Source organism: Arsenicibacter sp. R0_47, assembly GCF_057652235.1.
The window spans coordinates 1-16,457 of sequence record NZ_JBYFCJ010000054.1; the positions used below are offsets into that span (position 1 = coordinate 1).

At 49.0% G+C, this 16,457-nt stretch carries 16 protein-coding genes; 7 read left to right on the forward strand and 9 right to left on the reverse strand.

The features are described from left to right. The first annotated feature begins 394 nt into the window (after positions 1-394). From AC23NW_RS34885 to trpA, 7 genes are all read left to right on the forward strand, one after another. Complete coding sequence (locus tag AC23NW_RS34885) at positions 395-1,828, forward strand: anthranilate synthase component I family protein (protein WP_487455235.1); 1,434 nt, start codon at positions 395-397, stop codon at positions 1,826-1,828. 33 nt (positions 1,829-1,861) lie between these two features. After that, the gene (locus AC23NW_RS34890; RefSeq protein ID WP_293841636.1) at positions 1,862-2,428 is read left to right on the forward strand and encodes an anthranilate synthase component II; all 567 of its coding nucleotides are present in this window, start codon (positions 1,862-1,864) and stop codon (positions 2,426-2,428) included. 21 nt (positions 2,429-2,449) lie between these two features. After that, positions 2,450-3,439, forward strand: coding sequence for an anthranilate phosphoribosyltransferase (gene trpD / locus AC23NW_RS34895; RefSeq protein WP_487455236.1), 990 nt, complete (start codon positions 2,450-2,452; stop codon positions 3,437-3,439). Positions 3,440-3,470: 31 nt separating this feature from the next. Further along, positions 3,471-4,289 (forward strand): indole-3-glycerol phosphate synthase TrpC, encoded by an 819-nt coding sequence (gene trpC / locus AC23NW_RS34900; RefSeq protein ID WP_293841642.1) that lies wholly within the window; start codon positions 3,471-3,473, stop codon positions 4,287-4,289. An 18-nt stretch (positions 4,290-4,307) separates the two neighbouring features. Next, positions 4,308-4,949, forward strand: a complete 642-nt coding sequence (locus AC23NW_RS34905) for a phosphoribosylanthranilate isomerase (RefSeq protein WP_487455237.1) — start codon at positions 4,308-4,310, stop codon at positions 4,947-4,949. Between the two features lie 173 nt (positions 4,950-5,122). Further along, positions 5,123-6,325 (forward strand): tryptophan synthase subunit beta, encoded by a 1,203-nt coding sequence (trpB, locus tag AC23NW_RS34910; RefSeq protein ID WP_293841648.1) that lies wholly within the window; start codon positions 5,123-5,125, stop codon positions 6,323-6,325. 66 nt (positions 6,326-6,391) lie between these two features. Then, the gene (trpA, locus tag AC23NW_RS34915) at positions 6,392-7,180 is read left to right on the forward strand and encodes a tryptophan synthase subunit alpha (protein ID WP_487455238.1); all 789 of its coding nucleotides are present in this window, start codon (positions 6,392-6,394) and stop codon (positions 7,178-7,180) included. 59 nt (positions 7,181-7,239) lie between these two features. On the opposite strand, the gene AC23NW_RS34920 is transcribed toward trpA, so the two are convergent. The 9 genes from AC23NW_RS34920 to AC23NW_RS34960 form a co-directional block, all read right to left on the reverse strand. Next, positions 7,240-7,824, reverse strand: coding sequence for a YdeI/OmpD-associated family protein (locus tag AC23NW_RS34920; protein WP_487455239.1), 585 nt, complete (start codon positions 7,822-7,824; stop codon positions 7,240-7,242). After that, positions 7,824-8,240, reverse strand: a complete 417-nt coding sequence (locus tag AC23NW_RS34925) for a DUF1761 domain-containing protein (RefSeq protein WP_293841657.1) — start codon at positions 8,238-8,240, stop codon at positions 7,824-7,826. Before AC23NW_RS34925 ends, AC23NW_RS34920 begins: the two co-directional genes overlap by 1 nt. A gap of 75 nt (positions 8,241-8,315) precedes the next feature. After that, positions 8,316-9,005, reverse strand: coding sequence for a helix-turn-helix transcriptional regulator (locus AC23NW_RS34930; RefSeq protein WP_293841660.1), 690 nt, complete (start codon positions 9,003-9,005; stop codon positions 8,316-8,318). Positions 9,006-9,048: 43 nt separating this feature from the next. Further along, on the reverse strand, positions 9,049-10,140 hold the full coding sequence (locus AC23NW_RS34935) for a serine hydrolase domain-containing protein (RefSeq protein WP_487455240.1): 1,092 nt from the start codon (positions 10,138-10,140) through the stop codon (positions 9,049-9,051). 7 nt (positions 10,141-10,147) lie between these two features. Then, positions 10,148-11,785, reverse strand: coding sequence for a sodium/sugar symporter (locus AC23NW_RS34940; RefSeq protein WP_487455241.1), 1,638 nt, complete (start codon positions 11,783-11,785; stop codon positions 10,148-10,150). Between the two features lie 139 nt (positions 11,786-11,924). Continuing rightward, positions 11,925-13,100, reverse strand: coding sequence for an acetyl-CoA C-acyltransferase (locus AC23NW_RS34945; protein ID WP_487455242.1), 1,176 nt, complete (start codon positions 13,098-13,100; stop codon positions 11,925-11,927). A gap of 232 nt (positions 13,101-13,332) precedes the next feature. Beyond that, a complete protein-coding gene (gene bioD, locus AC23NW_RS34950) occupies positions 13,333-13,950 on the reverse strand; it encodes a dethiobiotin synthase (protein ID WP_487455243.1) in 618 nt (205 codons plus the stop codon). After that, complete coding sequence (locus tag AC23NW_RS34955; protein WP_487455244.1) at positions 13,947-15,092, reverse strand: aminotransferase class I/II-fold pyridoxal phosphate-dependent enzyme; 1,146 nt, start codon at positions 15,090-15,092, stop codon at positions 13,947-13,949. The genes bioD and AC23NW_RS34955 overlap by 4 nt, the downstream gene beginning before the upstream one ends. A gap of 178 nt (positions 15,093-15,270) precedes the next feature. After that, complete coding sequence (locus AC23NW_RS34960) at positions 15,271-16,296, reverse strand: quinone oxidoreductase family protein (protein WP_487455245.1); 1,026 nt, start codon at positions 16,294-16,296, stop codon at positions 15,271-15,273. Positions 16,297-16,457: the final 161 nt, after the last annotated feature.

Sequence of the window (16,457 nt, forward strand, 5' to 3'; positions counted from 1 at the left end):
GCCACCTCAGTAATTGACAGAGCCGATCCGCAAGGGTCGGCTCTTGTCGTTTATACCCCCTCCAACCCATAGAAAAATGCCTGTCGGTCGGCTAATATTCATCCGAAAAAAATCAAAAAAAAGCTGCCGATAGTTGCACTAACTACTTATATACCTATATTTGTGCCTGTACAAAGACGGCGCAGGGCGAACCTGTGCAGTTTTTATTGAGCATTGCCGATAAAATCAATGCTTGCTATCTAAAAGACATGATTCAATCACAATATATCGTAAACATCTGGTGGTGGCGTTCTCCTGACTTATGGTGAACAGAGCCGCTATGTGTATACATGAGCATTTTTACGAGGCCTACTGTTCACGCAGTAGGCCTTTTTTTATCCCTTTCTTTTTAACAATGGAACAATTAGTAACCTCAAAATTTAATGTTGTCAGCCGGCACAAACGCATGCTGGCCGATATCATAACACCGGTGAGTATCTACTTACGGGTTCGGGACCGCTATCTGAACAGCATTTTGCTGGAAAGTGCAGACTACCACGGCAACGAAAACTCGTTCTCCTACATCTGCTTTGACCCGGTTGCCCGTTTCGAATATTCACACGATCAGTTGCAGATAAAAATGCCTGACGGTACCGAAGAAACGAAAACGATCGAACGGCGGGAATTACTTGCTGAACTGAACGAATTCAAAGCATCGTTCAATCATCAGAAATCAAGTTTCAACTTTATAACAAACGGAACCTTTGGTTATTTCGGCTTTCCGAGTGTACAGAGTTTTGAAGATATCGAACTGACCGCAACCATTCCGGCTGAAAACGATATCCCTGCGGCAATTTTCCAGGTCTATCGTTATGTGGTTGCCATTAATCACTTTAAAGATGAGCTATACCTCTTTGAGCATACCTACCTGAAAGACGACGAACAGGAAGGGGAAAGTAATCTGGAGTACATTAGCTCACTGATCACAAGCCGGAATTATGCAACGTATTCGTTTGATGTAAACGGCGAAGAAGAGTCGAACTTTACCGATGATGCGTTTCGGGCAGTTATTCAGAAAGGGAAAGATCATTGTCAGCGCGGAGATGTTTTCCAGATTGTTTTATCCAGACGTTTCTCCATCCCGTTTAAAGGCGACGAATTCAATGTTTACCGTGCCCTGCGTTCGCTTAACCCGTCTCCTTATCTTTTTTACTTTGATTACGGCAATTTTAAGTTTTTCGGCTCGTCTCCTGAATCTCAGATTGTTGTTAAAGACCGTAAGGCGACGATTTATCCCATTGCCGGTACATTTCGCCGGACAGGTGATGACATTAAGGATGCAGAACTGGCACAAAAGCTCTATGATGATCCGAAAGAATCGGCCGAACATGTGATGCTGGTTGATCTGGCCCGTAATGATCTGAGCCGTAACTGCGATGTCGTAAATGTTGAAACCTTCAAAGAAATTCAATATTACTCCCATGTTATTCACCTGGTATCCAAAGTAGTTGGTACGCTGACTGATGAAGCGGAGCCATTAACAATTGTAGGTGAAACCTTCCCGGCCGGTACATTATCAGGAGCACCGAAGCATATGGCAATGAAGCTCATTGACCGTTACGAAAACATCAGCCGTAGTTTTTATTCAGGGAGTATTGGCTATATGGGCTTTGATGGTGAGTTCAATCATGCGATTATGATCCGGACGTTTATGAGCAAAAACAATACGCTTTACTATCAGGCTGGTGCCGGTATTGTGGCAAAGTCAGTTGTAGAAAGCGAATTGCAGGAGGTACATAATAAGCTGGCTGCGCTACGGACGGCTATTGAACAGGCACGAACTATATAATTCAACGAACACTACCGGTGAGCCGGAAAAACAATGAAGCTACTCGTCTTAGATAATTACGATTCGTTTACATATAACCTGGTCTATATCCTGCGTGAATTAGGGGTTAAGCCGGATGTAATACGCAATGATAAAATTTCGGTTGATGCTGTAAACCAATACGATAAGGTACTGCTATCGCCAGGTCCCGGGATTCCGTCAGAGGCGGGGATTCTGCAGGAACTGGTGGCTACCTACGGTCCTGTAAAAAGTATATTAGGCATTTGTTTAGGGCATCAGGGAATTGGTGAGGTGTTTGGTGCCGAACTACAGAATCTGGGTGATGTACTGCATGGGGTTGCTCATAAGGCGTATATAACCGATTCGTCTGAGCGTATTTTCAGCGGCCTGCCTGCGGAAATTACCGTTGGCCGATATCATTCATGGACAGTAACACCGGAATCAATGCCGGAAACCCTGAAAGTAACGGCCGTTGATGAACAGGGACGTGTCATGGCATTAGCGCATACTACCTACGACGTAAAAGGACTTCAGTTTCATCCGGAGTCGGTATTGACCGAGGGAGGAATTACCATGCTGAAAAACTGGTTAACTGCTTAATTATTGACTAAAGGCTGCTATATGAAAGCAATTTTAAATCACCTTTTTGAATATAAAACCCTATCGAAGGAGCAGGCAAAACAAGTACTGATCAATATCAGCCAGGGAGTGTATAACTCGTCACAGATTGCTTCTTTTCTGACGGTTTATATGATGCGTAGTGTCCGCGTTGAAGAACTTGAAGGCTTCCGCGATGCCATGCTTGAACTCTGCCTTGCGGTTGATTTATCGGCTTATGACCCGATGGACCTGTGCGGTACAGGCGGTGATGGTAAAGATACATTTAACATTTCTACGCTGTCTTCCTTTGTCGTGGCCGGTGCCGGGCAACGTGTCGCCAAGCATGGTAATCACGGTGTATCATCGTTGTGCGGGTCGTCAACGGTTATGGAAAAACTTGGTTACACGTTTACCAATGACGAGGGCGAACTACAGCGTAAAATGGAGACGGCAGGAATCTGTTTTCTGCATGCACCGCTCTTTCATCCGGCGATGAAGAATGTGGCCCCCATCCGGCGCGAATTGGGCGTCAAAACATTCTTCAATGTACTGGGTCCGATCGTAAACCCGGCAAGTCCTAAAAAACAGTTAGTTGGTGTATTTAATCTTGAATTGGCGAGATTATATGCGTATCTTTATCAGCAAACCCATAAACAGTTTATGATATTACACTCATTAGATGGTTACGATGAGGTATCATTAACAGGGTCTTTTAAAGCAATTACCAATCGCACGGAACTATTGCTTAACCCTGAACAACTGGGTTTACATACACATACACCAGAGGCGCTGGCAGGAGGAAAAACCGTAGATGAGTCAGCCCGGATATTCATGAATGTACTGAATGATGAGGCTGAAGTTGCTCAGAAAGAGGCTGTCATTGCGAATGCAGGCATGGCCTTGTTTGCCGCCAACAAAGCACAGACTCACGAGGAAGCCATCGCTATGGCACGGGAGTCTTTAGAAAGTAAGCGGGCTTTGCAATCGTTCAAGACACTTATTGCTAAATAAATCTGATCCGTAGCTGAATAACCTGACTTTCATGACAATTCTAGATCGCATTGTTGAGAAAAAAATTACAGAAGTTGCCCAGCGGAAAGCAATGATTCCTGCGCAATCTCTGGAGAAACTACCGACTATACAGCGAACAGTTAACTCTGCCCGTGCGGCTATCCAGGCTACAGGTTCTACCGGTATCATTGCGGAATTTAAACGTAAATCGCCATCGAAAGGGGTGATTAACGATACGGCTGATGTTGTGGCAACAACGCAGGGATACGTCAAGGCCGGAGCTGCCTGCCTGTCGGTTCTGACAGATGAGCCGTTTTTCGGCGGAAAACCTGATGATCTCATCAAAGCCAGAGCGGCAAACCCTGTAACGCCCGTACTGCGTAAGGATTTTATTGTTGATCCGTACCAGTTGCTGGAGGCTAAGGCATGGGGTGCTGACCTTGTGCTGCTGATCGCAGCCTGTCTGACGCCGGAGCAGGTAAAAACATTAGGCCTGGAAGCCAAACGGCTTGGCCTCGAAGTTCTTCTTGAAGTACATGACGAGGACGAGCTGGATCAATGCCTGGCCATTGAGGAGCTTCCTCAGATCGTCGATCTGATCGGTGTTAATAACCGAAGCCTGAAAACCTTTGTTACATCTGTAGAAACGTCTTTACGGCTTGCCGACCGCATTCCGTCTTCGTTTGTAAAGGTAGCCGAAAGCGGCCTGTCAAGCGCAACAACCATCCAGGTATTGCGTGAAGCCGGCTTTGAAGGGTTCCTGATTGGAGAAGCATTTATGAAAACATCAGCACCGGCAGACGCACTGGCTGCGCTTGTAGCTGATTCGTTGATGCAAACGTCATCTTAAAACCATACATCCTGCACGATGAAAGTAAAAGTATGCGGTATGCGCGATGCTGCTAACATGGAGCAAATAGCAGCATTAAATCCAGATTTCATGGGGTTTATTTTTTATGATAAATCACCCCGCTATGTTGGCGAAGATTTTGACGCAGAGCTGGTAAAAAGCCTGCCCCGCAAAATCCAGAAGGTTGGTGTGTTTGTGAATGCCAGCATTGATTTTATCCTGCGTACCGTCAAAAAGTATGAGCTTGATTATGCTCAGCTGCATGGAACCGAAACGCCTGACTACTGTAAAAGTCTGCGTATGCGCGGGGTAAGTATTATCAAGGCATTTGCCGTAGACTCATCGTTCAATTTTTCTATGCTGAACAACTACAAGCCACACTGCGATTTTTTCCTGTTTGATGCAAAGGGAGAGAATCCCGGCGGCAACGGGTTCGCATTTGACTGGCGGGTGTTAAGCCGGTATGACAACGAAAAGCCGTTTTTCCTGAGTGGTGGCATCGGAGTCGATAACCTGGATGAAATTGATAACCTGCGCGGGATGAAGCTATATGGCGTTGATATCAACAGCAAAATCGAAATTGAGCCGGGCCTGAAAAATCCGGAGCTGTTAAAAGAAATCCTGATACGGTTAAAACCGGTAGAAGAAGAAGTATCATAAACGCTGCTCCCCTGATGCGTTTATGGTTTAAATTCGGGTTTTCGCCCGAAGTAAGGCTTTTGCGCGCATACGTAAGCCGGAATTTCATTGAGTACAACAAATTATCACTGATAAAGCCGTTTAGCGATACATTCTGAACAGCTAAGCGGCGGGCAATTAATTTTCTCTTACTCATGCAAGTTGCTCTTGATCAGACACTCTCTCCCTTTGGCGTAAATGATAAAGGTTTTTACGGGCGGTTCGGCGGTGCGTTTATCCCCGAAATGCTTTATCCAAATGTGGAGGAGCTTCGCCAAAATTACCTGACTATCATTAATGACCCTGCCTTTCAGCAGGAATACCAGTATTTGCTGACAGATTATGTGGGCCGGCCAACACCGTTGTTTCTGGCATCACGCCTTTCTGAACAGCTGAATGCAACGATTTACCTTAAGCGTGAGGACCTGTGCCATACCGGTGCGCATAAAATAAATAACACGATCGGACAAATCCTGATTGCGAAACGGCTTGGTAAAAAACGCATTGTTGCCGAAACCGGCGCCGGTCAGCATGGCGTGGCAACGGCAACGGTTTGCGCCCTGATGGGACTCGAATGTGTGGTATACATGGGGTCTATCGACATTGAGCGGCAAAAGCCAAACGTTGACCGGATGAAAATGCTGGGTGCAACGGTGGTAGCCGCAACGTCGGGTAGTCAGACGCTGAAGGATGCAACTAACGAAGCTATGCGTCACTGGATCAATAATCCGGTGGATACGCATTACATCATTGGATCCGTTGTCGGCCCGCACCCGTATCCGGATATGGTTGCCCGTTTCCAGTCGGTCATTTCGGAAGAGGTGAAAAAGCAGCTGTTTGCAAAAACAGGCAGCGAAAACCCTGACTATGTAGTGGCTTGCGTAGGGGGTGGTAGTAATGCCGCCGGTGCGTTCTTCCATTATCTTGATGAAACATCGGTGAAGCTGGTAGCAGCTGAAGCGGCAGGTATGGGTATCTCATCGGGACATTCGGCAGCCACCACGGCGCTTGGTAAGCCAGGAGTACTGCATGGTAGCCGGACAATCCTGATGCAAACCGAAGATGGTCAGGTTACTGAACCGTATTCGATTTCAGCAGGTCTTGACTATCCGGGAATCGGTCCGCTGCATGCGCATCTGTTTGATTCGGGACGGGGCATTTTCAAAAGCATTACAGATGAAGATGCTGTAAAAGCGGCTTTTGAACTGACACGTCTGGAAGGCATTATTCCGGCATTGGAGTCAGCCCATGCCCTGGCGGCGCTTAAAGAGTTGCCGCTGACTGACAACGATGTAGTTGTGGTATGCTTATCCGGCCGCGGTGATAAAGATCTGGCCACGTATTCAAAATACCTGTAAACAGGCAACGCCAAGGCTGATAATTAATGACTTAAAAACGGGGGAAAGTATTACCCGACGTTTCAAATGATACAAACAGTAACCCAAAACCGTATTAACGACCTCTTCGCCCGAAAAAGTCAGGGGTTATTAAATGTTTATTTTACCGCAGGGTTTCCGGAAATCGGTGCTACGGCTTCTATACTGCGGTCGCTGGAAAAAGCGGGCGTTGATCTGGTAGAAATCGGTATGCCTTATTCTGATCCGGTAGCTGATGGCGAGACCATTCAGCAAAGCAATATGCAGGCGCTGGAACAGGGGATGTCACTGCGATTGCTGTTCGACCAGCTCGCCGGTTGCCGGGACGACGTAACAGTCCCGATATTGCTGATGGGCTATATCAACCCGGTGCTGCAGTTCGGTGTCGAAGCGTTTTGTCAGAAATGTAAAGAAGTTGGCGTTGACGGTGTTATTTTGCCGGATTTGCCGCTTGATCTTTACCTTGACGAATACGAGTCTGTTTTCCGCGAATATGGCCTGCTGAATATCTTCCTGATTACGCCGCAGACAGCTGAGGCCCGTATCCGGCTCATTGATGAGCAAACCGAAGGCTTTATTTACATGGTGTCATCGGCGAGTATTACGGGCTCACAAAGCGGTGTAAGCGGCAATATGCTGGCTTATTTCAATCGGATCAAGGCTATGAACCTGCGTAACCCAAGGCTGATTGGCTTCGGTATTAAGGATACCGAGACGTATCAGATGGCTTGTGAGTATGCCAATGGCGCCATCATAGGCAGTGCCTTTATCCGCCACCTGCAGAACGGTCCGGCAACGGAGGAGCGCATCAAGGAATTTGTATCAGCAATCCGCTGAGGAAATTATATACATACAGTACGGCCCTGACAGCTTCTGCTGATCAGGGCCATTTTTTGTCATCTGAACTGCTTCGGCTTCTGCTGCTGACCGGCGAGGGTTACGATCTCGGTAATACGCCGCTGCCGCGTTTCGGGCAGTCGGGCGAGCACCAGCCATTGCAGTATCGCTTTCCGGGCAGATTTAGATAAGCCGAGAAAAAAGGTTTGTGCTACCGGCTGGTCAGCAAGAGCACTGGCCAGGTCGTCCGGAATCGTCATTGCCTCCGCCTCGTCGAATATTGACCATGACCCGTTTTGCTTAGCCACCTCGATGGCTGCGTAGCCGGCGGGCGCCATAAGCCCTTCACTGATCAGACGCTGAATTTTTTCCTTGTTAATCTTTGACCAGACACTTTTGGGCTTTCGTTTACTGAAAAACTGCATGTACTGATTCTCGTCAATGGTTTTTGCCTTGCTGTCGATCCAGCCAAAACAAAGAGCTTCGTCAACCGAGTTGCTCCACGAAAGCCTTGATTTGTCGGCTTGTTTTTTATTAAAAATCAGCCAGACAGCTTGCTTTTTCTCGTGGTTTTCGGCCAGCCATTGCCGCCATTCCTGCCGGTTTGCAGGATAAAAGGTGTCGTAGGGTCGGGATTCCTCCATTAGTGCATGGCTACAAGTATGGTACTGACAATTAAAATGCCGGCCAGATGATAGGTACCACTGATGACACCATAATGGATTGGCCTCGGAATGTTAGGATTAATAGCAATATTGACCGTATTGGCAACCAGATAGCCAAAGCCAACAACAAATGCAAAAACGAAGGCGTCAGCAAAGGACTGAATATGCAGGGCGTTTATTAAAACAGCGCTGGCAATCGTAATAACCAAAGAACAGAGGGCCGGTCCGAGGATAAAGATAGGTTTGTTGTTTTGCAAAGTCTCGTCAGCTCTGCCGAGTGAAATTTTATACTGTCTGGTGAAAAATAAAGTAAACCATAAGGCACCGAGAACAAAGTAAGCAATGAAGGCAATCAGGATACTGATCCAGTTTAAATTTGCGAATTGGCTGATCATAAAACAGATGTTTGAGTTGATGATACAAAGCTACATCCGCAGGGTGACAGCCTTATGTCAGGGGTATGTCAGCGGTTAATGGTATTTATCAAAAAAATCCTGCAAGGTCATATTGTGTGGCGTAAATGACTGATTGAGAACGTCAAGATGCTTGATCCTGTCCAGCCTGAAATAGCGGAACTGATTCCGTGAACGACACCACGCTACTAATAACCAGTTTTCTGTACTCAGCAAGGCGAAAGGTTCAACAAGGCGTACAGACGATTGCTGCGCTTCATTGACGTATTCTATTTTCGTCAGCCGGAAATTAGTCAGGGCGAACTGCAGGGCAGATACGTTATTACTGGTGCGTTCGCGGTGGATATTTTGATCAAAGCGTGTACGGTCTGTAAGCAGGTTGGCTTTGTGCCTGACATTTTGTTTTAAGACAGCCTTGATCTTGTCGATTGCTTCCAGATAATCCCTGATAAACGACGCATCTTTATTTTTGAGCACCAGCTGTTCGGCAAGAATTAAGGCATTTGCCTGGCTTTCAGTAAACATAACAGGCGGAATACGATAATCCTCCATGAGTGAATATCCCTTTCCTTCTTCTGTCACAACCGGAACACCGGCCTGTTCAAGTGCTCTTATATCGCGGTAAATGGTCCGGATACTAACCGAAAACCTCTGCGCCAGCTCAGTAGCGGTCAGAATACGTTTAGTCTGTAGTTGTGTCAGAATAGCCGTAAGTCTGGACAGTCGTTTGGTATCATTTCCGTGCATATATGGGTGCCGGTTTTAACGTGTGATGAAGCCGGTACCTACGTCAGCGCGTAAGCTGGTGTAATGCCATTACGTTGCCAATATAAGGTGTACCATTCGTTTTCAGCACCTGCAACACGTCGGAAAATGCCTTATCCTGATTGGCGAGGTTGGAAAAAAAGGTTACCTGCAACCGTTTTGCCGGTACATGAATCACAAATGTACTGAAGCCGCAGGTACTGCCGGAGTGAAACAGGACAAGCTCACCTGCTTGCGTGAAAAACCAGCCGTCGCCGTAGAAACTGCCGGCCGGTTGGGGAATCGGCTGACGGACCGACGCCAACGAGGCTTCCAGGTCAATGAGTGTGTTATTGCGGAGGGCATTACTCCATTTTTGATAGTCGTTAAGCGAAGTGTAGACTCCGCCGTCGCCTTTAGTAGCACTTGTTACACTTTGGTCGGAGAAATAAATAACACCGGCTTCGTTGCGCGCATACCCCATCGCGCGGTCAGGCAGCGGTTTACCCGGAATATATACCCGTGAGCCCGTCATGTGCAGCGGCGCAAAAATATGCTGTGCGACAAATGACGGAAACGACTGACCGGACACTTTCTCCACAATCAGCGCCAGCAGGCAAAAACCGGAATTACTGTAGCGGAATTGGGTGCCGGGCGTAAAATACAGGCTGTCCCCAGGTGCCAGCAGGTTCAGTATGTCGGCATCCAGCAGCTGTTTTTTCTGATCCCGATTCATAACCGATTCGTAGTCAGGCAAACCCGAGGAATGCGTTAATAAATGCCTGATCAGTACCTGATCGCCTGCACGCTGGTTAAAGGCAGGAAAAAAACGACGGATGGGGTCGGTCAGAGACAGTTTTCCCTGCTTTTCAAGCAGCAGGATAGCCATCGCTGTAAACTGTTTCGAAACCGACGCCATCCGGAAGTTGGTCATCGATGTAATGGGCTTTCGGGAACGGGTATTGATCACACCGGCATTCTTTTCGTACAGCACATGACCATTTACTTCAACCTTGAGGGCAATGCCCGGCTGGTCTGGTTTGGTATGTGCTGCCAGTACAGCGTCGAGTTCTGGGGTAAGCTGTGCTGAAGCCGTTGAGGTGATCAATGTCAGTCCAAAAAAGAGCCCATACTTCATGGATCTATTACCAGAAAACGGTGTATAATACAGCCAGAATGCTGAATATAGCGATAGAGCCGGCAATGAATGACGGGGTAACGCGGAACATTCTGGTATCAATATCAAAGCCTTTGGCCATTTTCCGGCCAATCGGGTCGAGATATGAGACAATAATCATGATGGCCACATCGATGGTAAAGACCCACATAGTCCGGTGCAGGAAAGGAATTTCATTCGCCTGCACATCAAACAAGTGCATGAATTCCGGCCAGAATTTCAGCAGCGTCGAGAGCGGAATGGTCATGATCGCAACCGTCAGCGCGGCTGAGGTGGTGGCGCGCTTCCAGAAGAACCCAAGCAGGAAAATGGCAAAAACGCCTGGTGTCAGGAAGTTAGTATACTCCTGAATGTACTGATAGACCTGATCAAAAGACCGGAGCGTCGGCGCAATCATGATGGCGATGATGAACGCTACAACTACCGCCCAGCGGCCAACCCGAACCAGTTTTTCTTCTGAGGCATCCTTGTCAAAAAACTTTTTGTAAATATCGAGCGTGAAAATGGTCGAGATGCTGTTACACTTACCGGCCAGCGACGCAACCACGGCAGCAGTCAGGGCAGCAAAAGCAAGGCCTTTCATGCCGTTTGGCAGCAGGTTCATCAGCACCGGATAGGCGTTGTCGGGCCGTACGGCACCGTTCGGGCCGGTCATTTCCTGCTGAAACGTACCGTTTTGATACAGCACAAACGCCGCAATCCCCGGAATAACCACGATAAGCGGAATCATCAGTTTGAGGAAAGCAGCAAACAGAATTCCGGAGCGGGCTGTTTTTAAATCGGCACCCAGCGCCCGTTGTACAATGTACTGATTGCAGCCCCAGTACGACAGGTTATTGACCCACATACCGCCCGTAACCAGGGCCATACCCGGCAGCACTGTGTAATACGGGTGACCTTCCGGAAAGAACATGTGAAAGTGGGTATCAGCTTGTTTGCGCAGCGAGAAAAGGCCGTTGACAGCACCTTCGCCACCAATTTTATCAGAAACCAGATTAAGTGCCAGATACGTAACTACGAGACCGCCAATGATCAGTACAACTACCTGTACCACATCGGTATAACCGATAACTTTCATGCCGCCGAGGGTGATAAAAATGGCGAATGCAGCCAATCCGATGGTACAGGCCGTAAACGAAATACCGGCCAGCGATTCGATAGCAATTGCACCCAGATACAGGATAGAGGTCAGGTTAACCAGTACGTATACAATCAGCCAGAAGATCGCCAGAATCGTACTCACCGTATCATTGTACCGCTGCGCCAGAAACTGGGGCATGGTATAAATGTGATTGCGGAGGTAAATCGGGATAAAGAAGACGGCAACTATGATAAGTACGGCGGCAGCAATCCATTCGTATGATGAAATTGCCAGCCCCATGGCAAAACCCGAACCTGCCATACCGATAAAGTGCTCGGCCGAAATGTTAGAGGCAATCAGGGAGGCGCCGATGGCCCACCAGGTCAATGACCCTTCGGCAAGAAAAAAGTCTTTCGTGTCGGTACTGGCTGTTTTCTTACGGCGGTAAATCCAGTAGCCATAGCCCGACACAATGATGAAATAAAGCAGAAATACTGCGTAATCGGCAATCGAAAGGTGGTTCATAAGCAGGAAAAGGTCAAGGTATCTCTATAAGGAGCAGAGCCTGTAGTTCTAACCTAATCCAAAAAAATGGCGGGGATTTATATGAAAAATGCCGGACGGGTACTGAACCCGTCCGGCATTTGCTTCTGAAAAAATGAAACTATAGACGCTCAAAAATACCGGCAACTCCCTGACCGCCGCCCACACAGGCGGAGACCATACCATATTTCTGGTTTTCGCGGCCCATCTCGTTGAGGAGCTGAACCGATAAACGCGCCCCTGTAGAGCCAAGTGCGTGACCGAGGGCAATAGCACCGCCATTCGGGTTTATTTTACTGCGATCCAGATCCAGTTCCTTCACCACAGCCAGTGACTGGGCCGCAAAGGCTTCGTTCAGTTCGATCTGGTCAATATCGTCTTTTGACAAACCGGCTTTTTGCAGCGCAATCGGAATAGCGGCTACCGGGCCAATACCCATGATACGGGGCTCAACACCGGCAGTTGCATAGGACATCATACGGCCGATTGGCTTGAGGTTAAGCTCATTCACAAGCCGCTCCGACATGACAATCACAAAGGCCGCCCCGTCAGATGTTTGTGACGAGTTACCGGCCGTTACCGAACCGCCTGCGGCAAACACCGGTTTCAGACGGCCAAGTGCCTCGGCATTTGTATCAGCCCGTGGGCCTTCATCCTGACTAACAGTCCATTCGCGGGTTTTCTTTTTGCCGCTGGCTGCGTCGAAATAGGTTTCTTTAACCGAAATCGGTACAATCTCACCGCTGAATTTACCGGCTGCCTGAGCGGCCAGCGCTTTCTGGTGTGATTCATAGGCAAACTGATCCTGCTCCTCACGGCTGATCTTGAACTGATCGGCTACCTGCTCGGCCGTCAGGCCCATACCGATATAGTAATCAGGATGTTGTTTGGCAATTTCATAGTTCAGTGCTGTTTTCCAACCCATTACCGGCACCAATGACATCGATTCGGTACCACCGGCGATGATACAGTCGGCCAGACCGGCGTGAATTTTGGCTGAGGCAATGGCAATTGCCTCCAGGCCAGAGCCGCAGTAGCGGTTAATGGTCATGCCCGGAACACTTTTCGGCAACGAAAGCAGGGCAATGTACCGTGCGATCTGCATACCCTGCTCGGCTTCCGGCACAGCATTACCTACAATCAGGTCTTCGACACGCGCCGGATCAAGTTGCGGAACCAGAGCCAGTAAGTGCTTGATAACTTCTGCCGCCATATCGTCGGGGCGGGTAAAGCGGAGACCACCACGGGGGGCTTTGCCCACTGCCGTACGGTATCCGGCTACTACGTATGCATCCATATTGTCAACCGGGTTTATCCTTTTTTTGATTCGTGTAATCCGACACAATGGTCTTTGCTTCTATCGGTTAGTGGATTTGCACCACCACTACTGATAAAACCAATTTTCTGTCGGGAAAATTACATAAAAAAAATAAAACAGTATGCATGCATACTAAAAAAATCGAATCTAACTCCCCGGGGGTTCAAAACCCTCGGGGAGTTTATCGCACTAGTCAACTTCCAGGAAGTTCTTAGACTTCCCGGAAGCTAGTCAGCTCAGCAGCATGCCGGGCTATTACCTCTGGCGTAAGATTAGATTCCAGCGGAATACGGGCTAGACAGGGCAAGCCGGTATAGTTAAGAATAAACGATTCGGACGCAGGCGTTGTCTCACCGTTGAAAATCAGGCCGAGGATCGGAATGTTCCGCTGTTTAAGGGCATCGACAGATAACAGCGTATGGTTGATACTACCCAGGTAATTACGCGATACCAGCACTACCGGCAAACCCGACTGCTGCACAAAATCAATATTCAGGTCGGTATCATTGAGCGGTACCATCAGACCGCCGGCCAGCTCAATGACCAGATGATTGTCGGTCTCAGGAATAACGAGTTTACTGAGTTCAATCGTAACGCCGTCAATGGCTGCGGCTGCATGCGGAGAGAGAGGTTCCCGCAGGCGGTAGGCCTCCGGATGAAAAACGGATGCTGCGTTACTGATATACCGGCGGACGGTATGCGTGTCTGAGTCTTCGAGTGCGCCCGATTGTATGGGCTTCCAGTAGTCTGCCTTGAGTGCTTCTGTAAGAATGGCTGATACCACGGTCTTTCCGATTTCGGTACCAATGCCGGCTACAAAAAATTTCATGCGTTAATTGAGTTGAGTGCTTGCTGAAGCGTACGGATAAGTGCCTGCAATTGATCAGGCGTATTGAATGCGTGTAAACAAATCCGGATTCGTTCCTGACCGGCCGGTACTGTCGGGCTCAGAATTGCCCGGATGTCGAAACCGGCCTGCTGTGCTGTTTTGGCGACCTGCCGGCAAGCATCGTTACCAGGAATAATCAGACACTGAATCGGTGACTGGCTATCGGTCCAGCGCGTGTCGGGCAGGAAATCCTGAATGAGTTTCTGAAACGTCCGGATATGTGCCTGAATGGTTTGCTGCGGCTCCGGATGCTGTTGTGCAAACCGGTGGGCAGCCTGCATGGCCAGTAAACTATGGGGTGGTAAGGCCGTCGTATAGATAAATGACCGCGCAAAATTGATCAGGTAGTGCCGGAGCGAGACCGGCCCGACCACAGCGGCACCATGCACACCCAGTGCCTTGCCAAAGGTATGTAGCCTTGCCAAGATGCGATCCTGTAAACCCAGGGCAACCACCAGTCCTTCGCCCTGTGGGCCGAAAACGCCGGTAGCATGGGCTTCATCAACCAGTAAAAAAGCGTTGTATCGGTCACACAGATCAGCCATCTCCGCAAGCGGTGCCAGATCGCCATCCATGGAGTATACCGATTCGACAGCAACGAAGACCTGACCCGTGTGGGGCTGCTGAAGCTGTTGTTCCAGATCGGCGAGGTCATTGTGCCGGAAGCGGAGCCGTGTCGCATAACTCAGCCGGGCGCCGTCGATCATACTGGCGTGAATCAGTTCGTCGGTAATCAGGGTATCACCGCGCTGCGGCAGGCTGGCCAGTAATCCGATGTTGGCATCATAGCCGGAGTTAAAAACAAGAGCTGCTTCTGCTTTGTAAAATGCGGCCAGTTCCTGTTCGACCTCATCCGCCAGCCGCGTATGCCCGGCCAGTAATCTGGACCCGGTAGCCCCGGTCAGGGCGGTAGGGTGGGTATCGTCAAGGACCCGGATCTCGTTTTTTAAAGCCGCAGACCGGGCAAAGCCCAGGTAGTCATTAGAGCAAAAATCAATAAGACCATCGGCAACGGTAAGCCGTCGGCTGAGGCCGGATTGTTGTCGTTTTTCCAGACGGTCTGATAAAAAGTCAGCGCGCAAAGGGTACGTAGATTGGTTGCGGCAAAGATACGACTTGCTTCGTGAAAGAGCAGCTTGTAAAAAGATGTGTTCAAAACGGAAAAGTTATCCACATTTCAGGTGTGGATAACTTCTATAATTGTGAATAACATATAGTTAAACCAGGAAAATAGACCGCTTAATCGAAAAAAAACAGGTATCAGACATGTAGGATAACTTTCCCGAACTGTTTGCCATCGATCATACGCTGATAGGCTTTCGTGGTATCAGCAAGCGCAAACGTCTGATCAAGTACAGGCCGGATCTGGTACTTTTCCGTGAATGCGAGCATAGCTGAAAATTCATCCGGAGTGCCCATGGTGGAGCCGGTAATCCGTAGCTGCTTAAAGAAAATTTTTGCCGGGATAAGGTCTGTTAGCCTACCGGTTGTTCCGCCATACATGGTAATCCGTCCGCCGGGAGCAGCGCAGTCAATCAGGCGGGAAAAAGACGGTCCGCCTGCTCCGTCGATGATGACCGAAAAATATCCTTGCCGGCCGCCGCCTGTCTGGTTGAGCAGTGATTTATGCCAGTCTTGATCGTTATAGTTTACTCCGCCGGTGGCACCGAGGGCGATGGCTTTGGCCAGTTTTTCGTCAGAGCCGGAGGTGACCCAAACCTCGGCACCAGCGGCTATCGCAAACTGCATGGCAAATAAAGCGACACCGCCGCCGATACCGGTAATCAAGACCTTTTCGCTGCTGGCATCCGGCGATTGCTTTAAACCCGCCTGCGTCATCAGAGCCCGCCACGCCGTTAATCCGGCCAAAGGGAGCGCTGCGGCTTCGGCAAATGACAGATGGGCCGGTTTGGGGTGCAGGTATTGGGCGCTGATCCGTACGTATTCGGCAAAGGTACCGTTGTCGGGCATGCCCAGGATGGTGAAGCGATCGCTGTTGCAGGCCGGATTGTTGCCCCAGTTATGACCGCAGTTCAGCAGTACTTCCTGCCCGATCCAGCTATTGCCGACACCGTCGCCGGCGGCCGTCACGATGCCCGCCCCGTCCGAGCCGGGAATAACCGGCAGCTTAATGCCCGGATAAAGCCCTTGCTGTATAAACACATCACGGTGGTTAAGGGCTGCGGCCTTAATGGCCACAACTACTTCGCCCGAACCCGGAACAGGCGTATCCATGTCCGTATAAACGAGGGGCGTATTGATGTCCTGCAAATAAATGGCTTTCATAATAGTGCCTGTGACATAGTATGGAGAGACAGTCTGCGGGTATCAACTTAGTTTGGCCGCCACTGAGCCAGCAATAAAAAGAACCAGGGCTTTCTCATAAAAAAAGGCAAGAACCAGTATGTCCTATTTTTGTGGTGACGAAACTACAAAACGATGACGAC

Excerpts from the sequence above, each read along its gene's own strand:
- AC23NW_RS34885 (WP_487455235.1), top strand. The coding sequence starts at position 395 with ATGGAACAATTAGTAACCTCAAAATTTAATGTTGTCAGCCGGCACAAA.
- AC23NW_RS34890 (WP_293841636.1), top strand. The coding sequence starts at position 1,862 with ATGAAGCTACTCGTCTTAGATAATTACGATTCGTTTACATATAACCTG.
- trpD (WP_487455236.1), top strand. The coding sequence starts at position 2,450 with ATGAAAGCAATTTTAAATCACCTTTTTGAATATAAAACCCTATCGAAG.
- trpC (WP_293841642.1), top strand. The coding sequence starts at position 3,471 with ATGACAATTCTAGATCGCATTGTTGAGAAAAAAATTACAGAAGTTGCC.
- AC23NW_RS34905 (WP_487455237.1), top strand. The coding sequence starts at position 4,308 with ATGAAAGTAAAAGTATGCGGTATGCGCGATGCTGCTAACATGGAGCAA.
- trpB (WP_293841648.1), top strand. The coding sequence starts at position 5,123 with ATGCAAGTTGCTCTTGATCAGACACTCTCTCCCTTTGGCGTAAATGAT.
- trpA (WP_487455238.1), top strand. The coding sequence starts at position 6,392 with ATGATACAAACAGTAACCCAAAACCGTATTAACGACCTCTTCGCCCGA.
- AC23NW_RS34920 (WP_487455239.1), bottom strand. The coding sequence starts at position 7,824 with ATGGAGGAATCCCGACCCTACGACACCTTTTATCCTGCAAACCGGCAG.
- AC23NW_RS34925 (WP_293841657.1), bottom strand. The coding sequence starts at position 8,240 with ATGATCAGCCAATTCGCAAATTTAAACTGGATCAGTATCCTGATTGCC.
- AC23NW_RS34930 (WP_293841660.1), bottom strand. The coding sequence starts at position 9,005 with ATGCACGGAAATGATACCAAACGACTGTCCAGACTTACGGCTATTCTG.
- AC23NW_RS34935 (WP_487455240.1), bottom strand. The coding sequence starts at position 10,140 with ATGAAGTATGGGCTCTTTTTTGGACTGACATTGATCACCTCAACGGCT.
- AC23NW_RS34940 (WP_487455241.1), bottom strand. The coding sequence starts at position 11,785 with ATGAACCACCTTTCGATTGCCGATTACGCAGTATTTCTGCTTTATTTC.
- AC23NW_RS34945 (WP_487455242.1), bottom strand. The coding sequence starts at position 13,100 with ATGGATGCATACGTAGTAGCCGGATACCGTACGGCAGTGGGCAAAGCC.
- bioD (WP_487455243.1), bottom strand. The coding sequence starts at position 13,950 with ATGAAATTTTTTGTAGCCGGCATTGGTACCGAAATCGGAAAGACCGTG.
- AC23NW_RS34960 (WP_487455245.1), bottom strand. The coding sequence starts at position 16,296 with ATGAAAGCCATTTATTTGCAGGACATCAATACGCCCCTCGTTTATACG.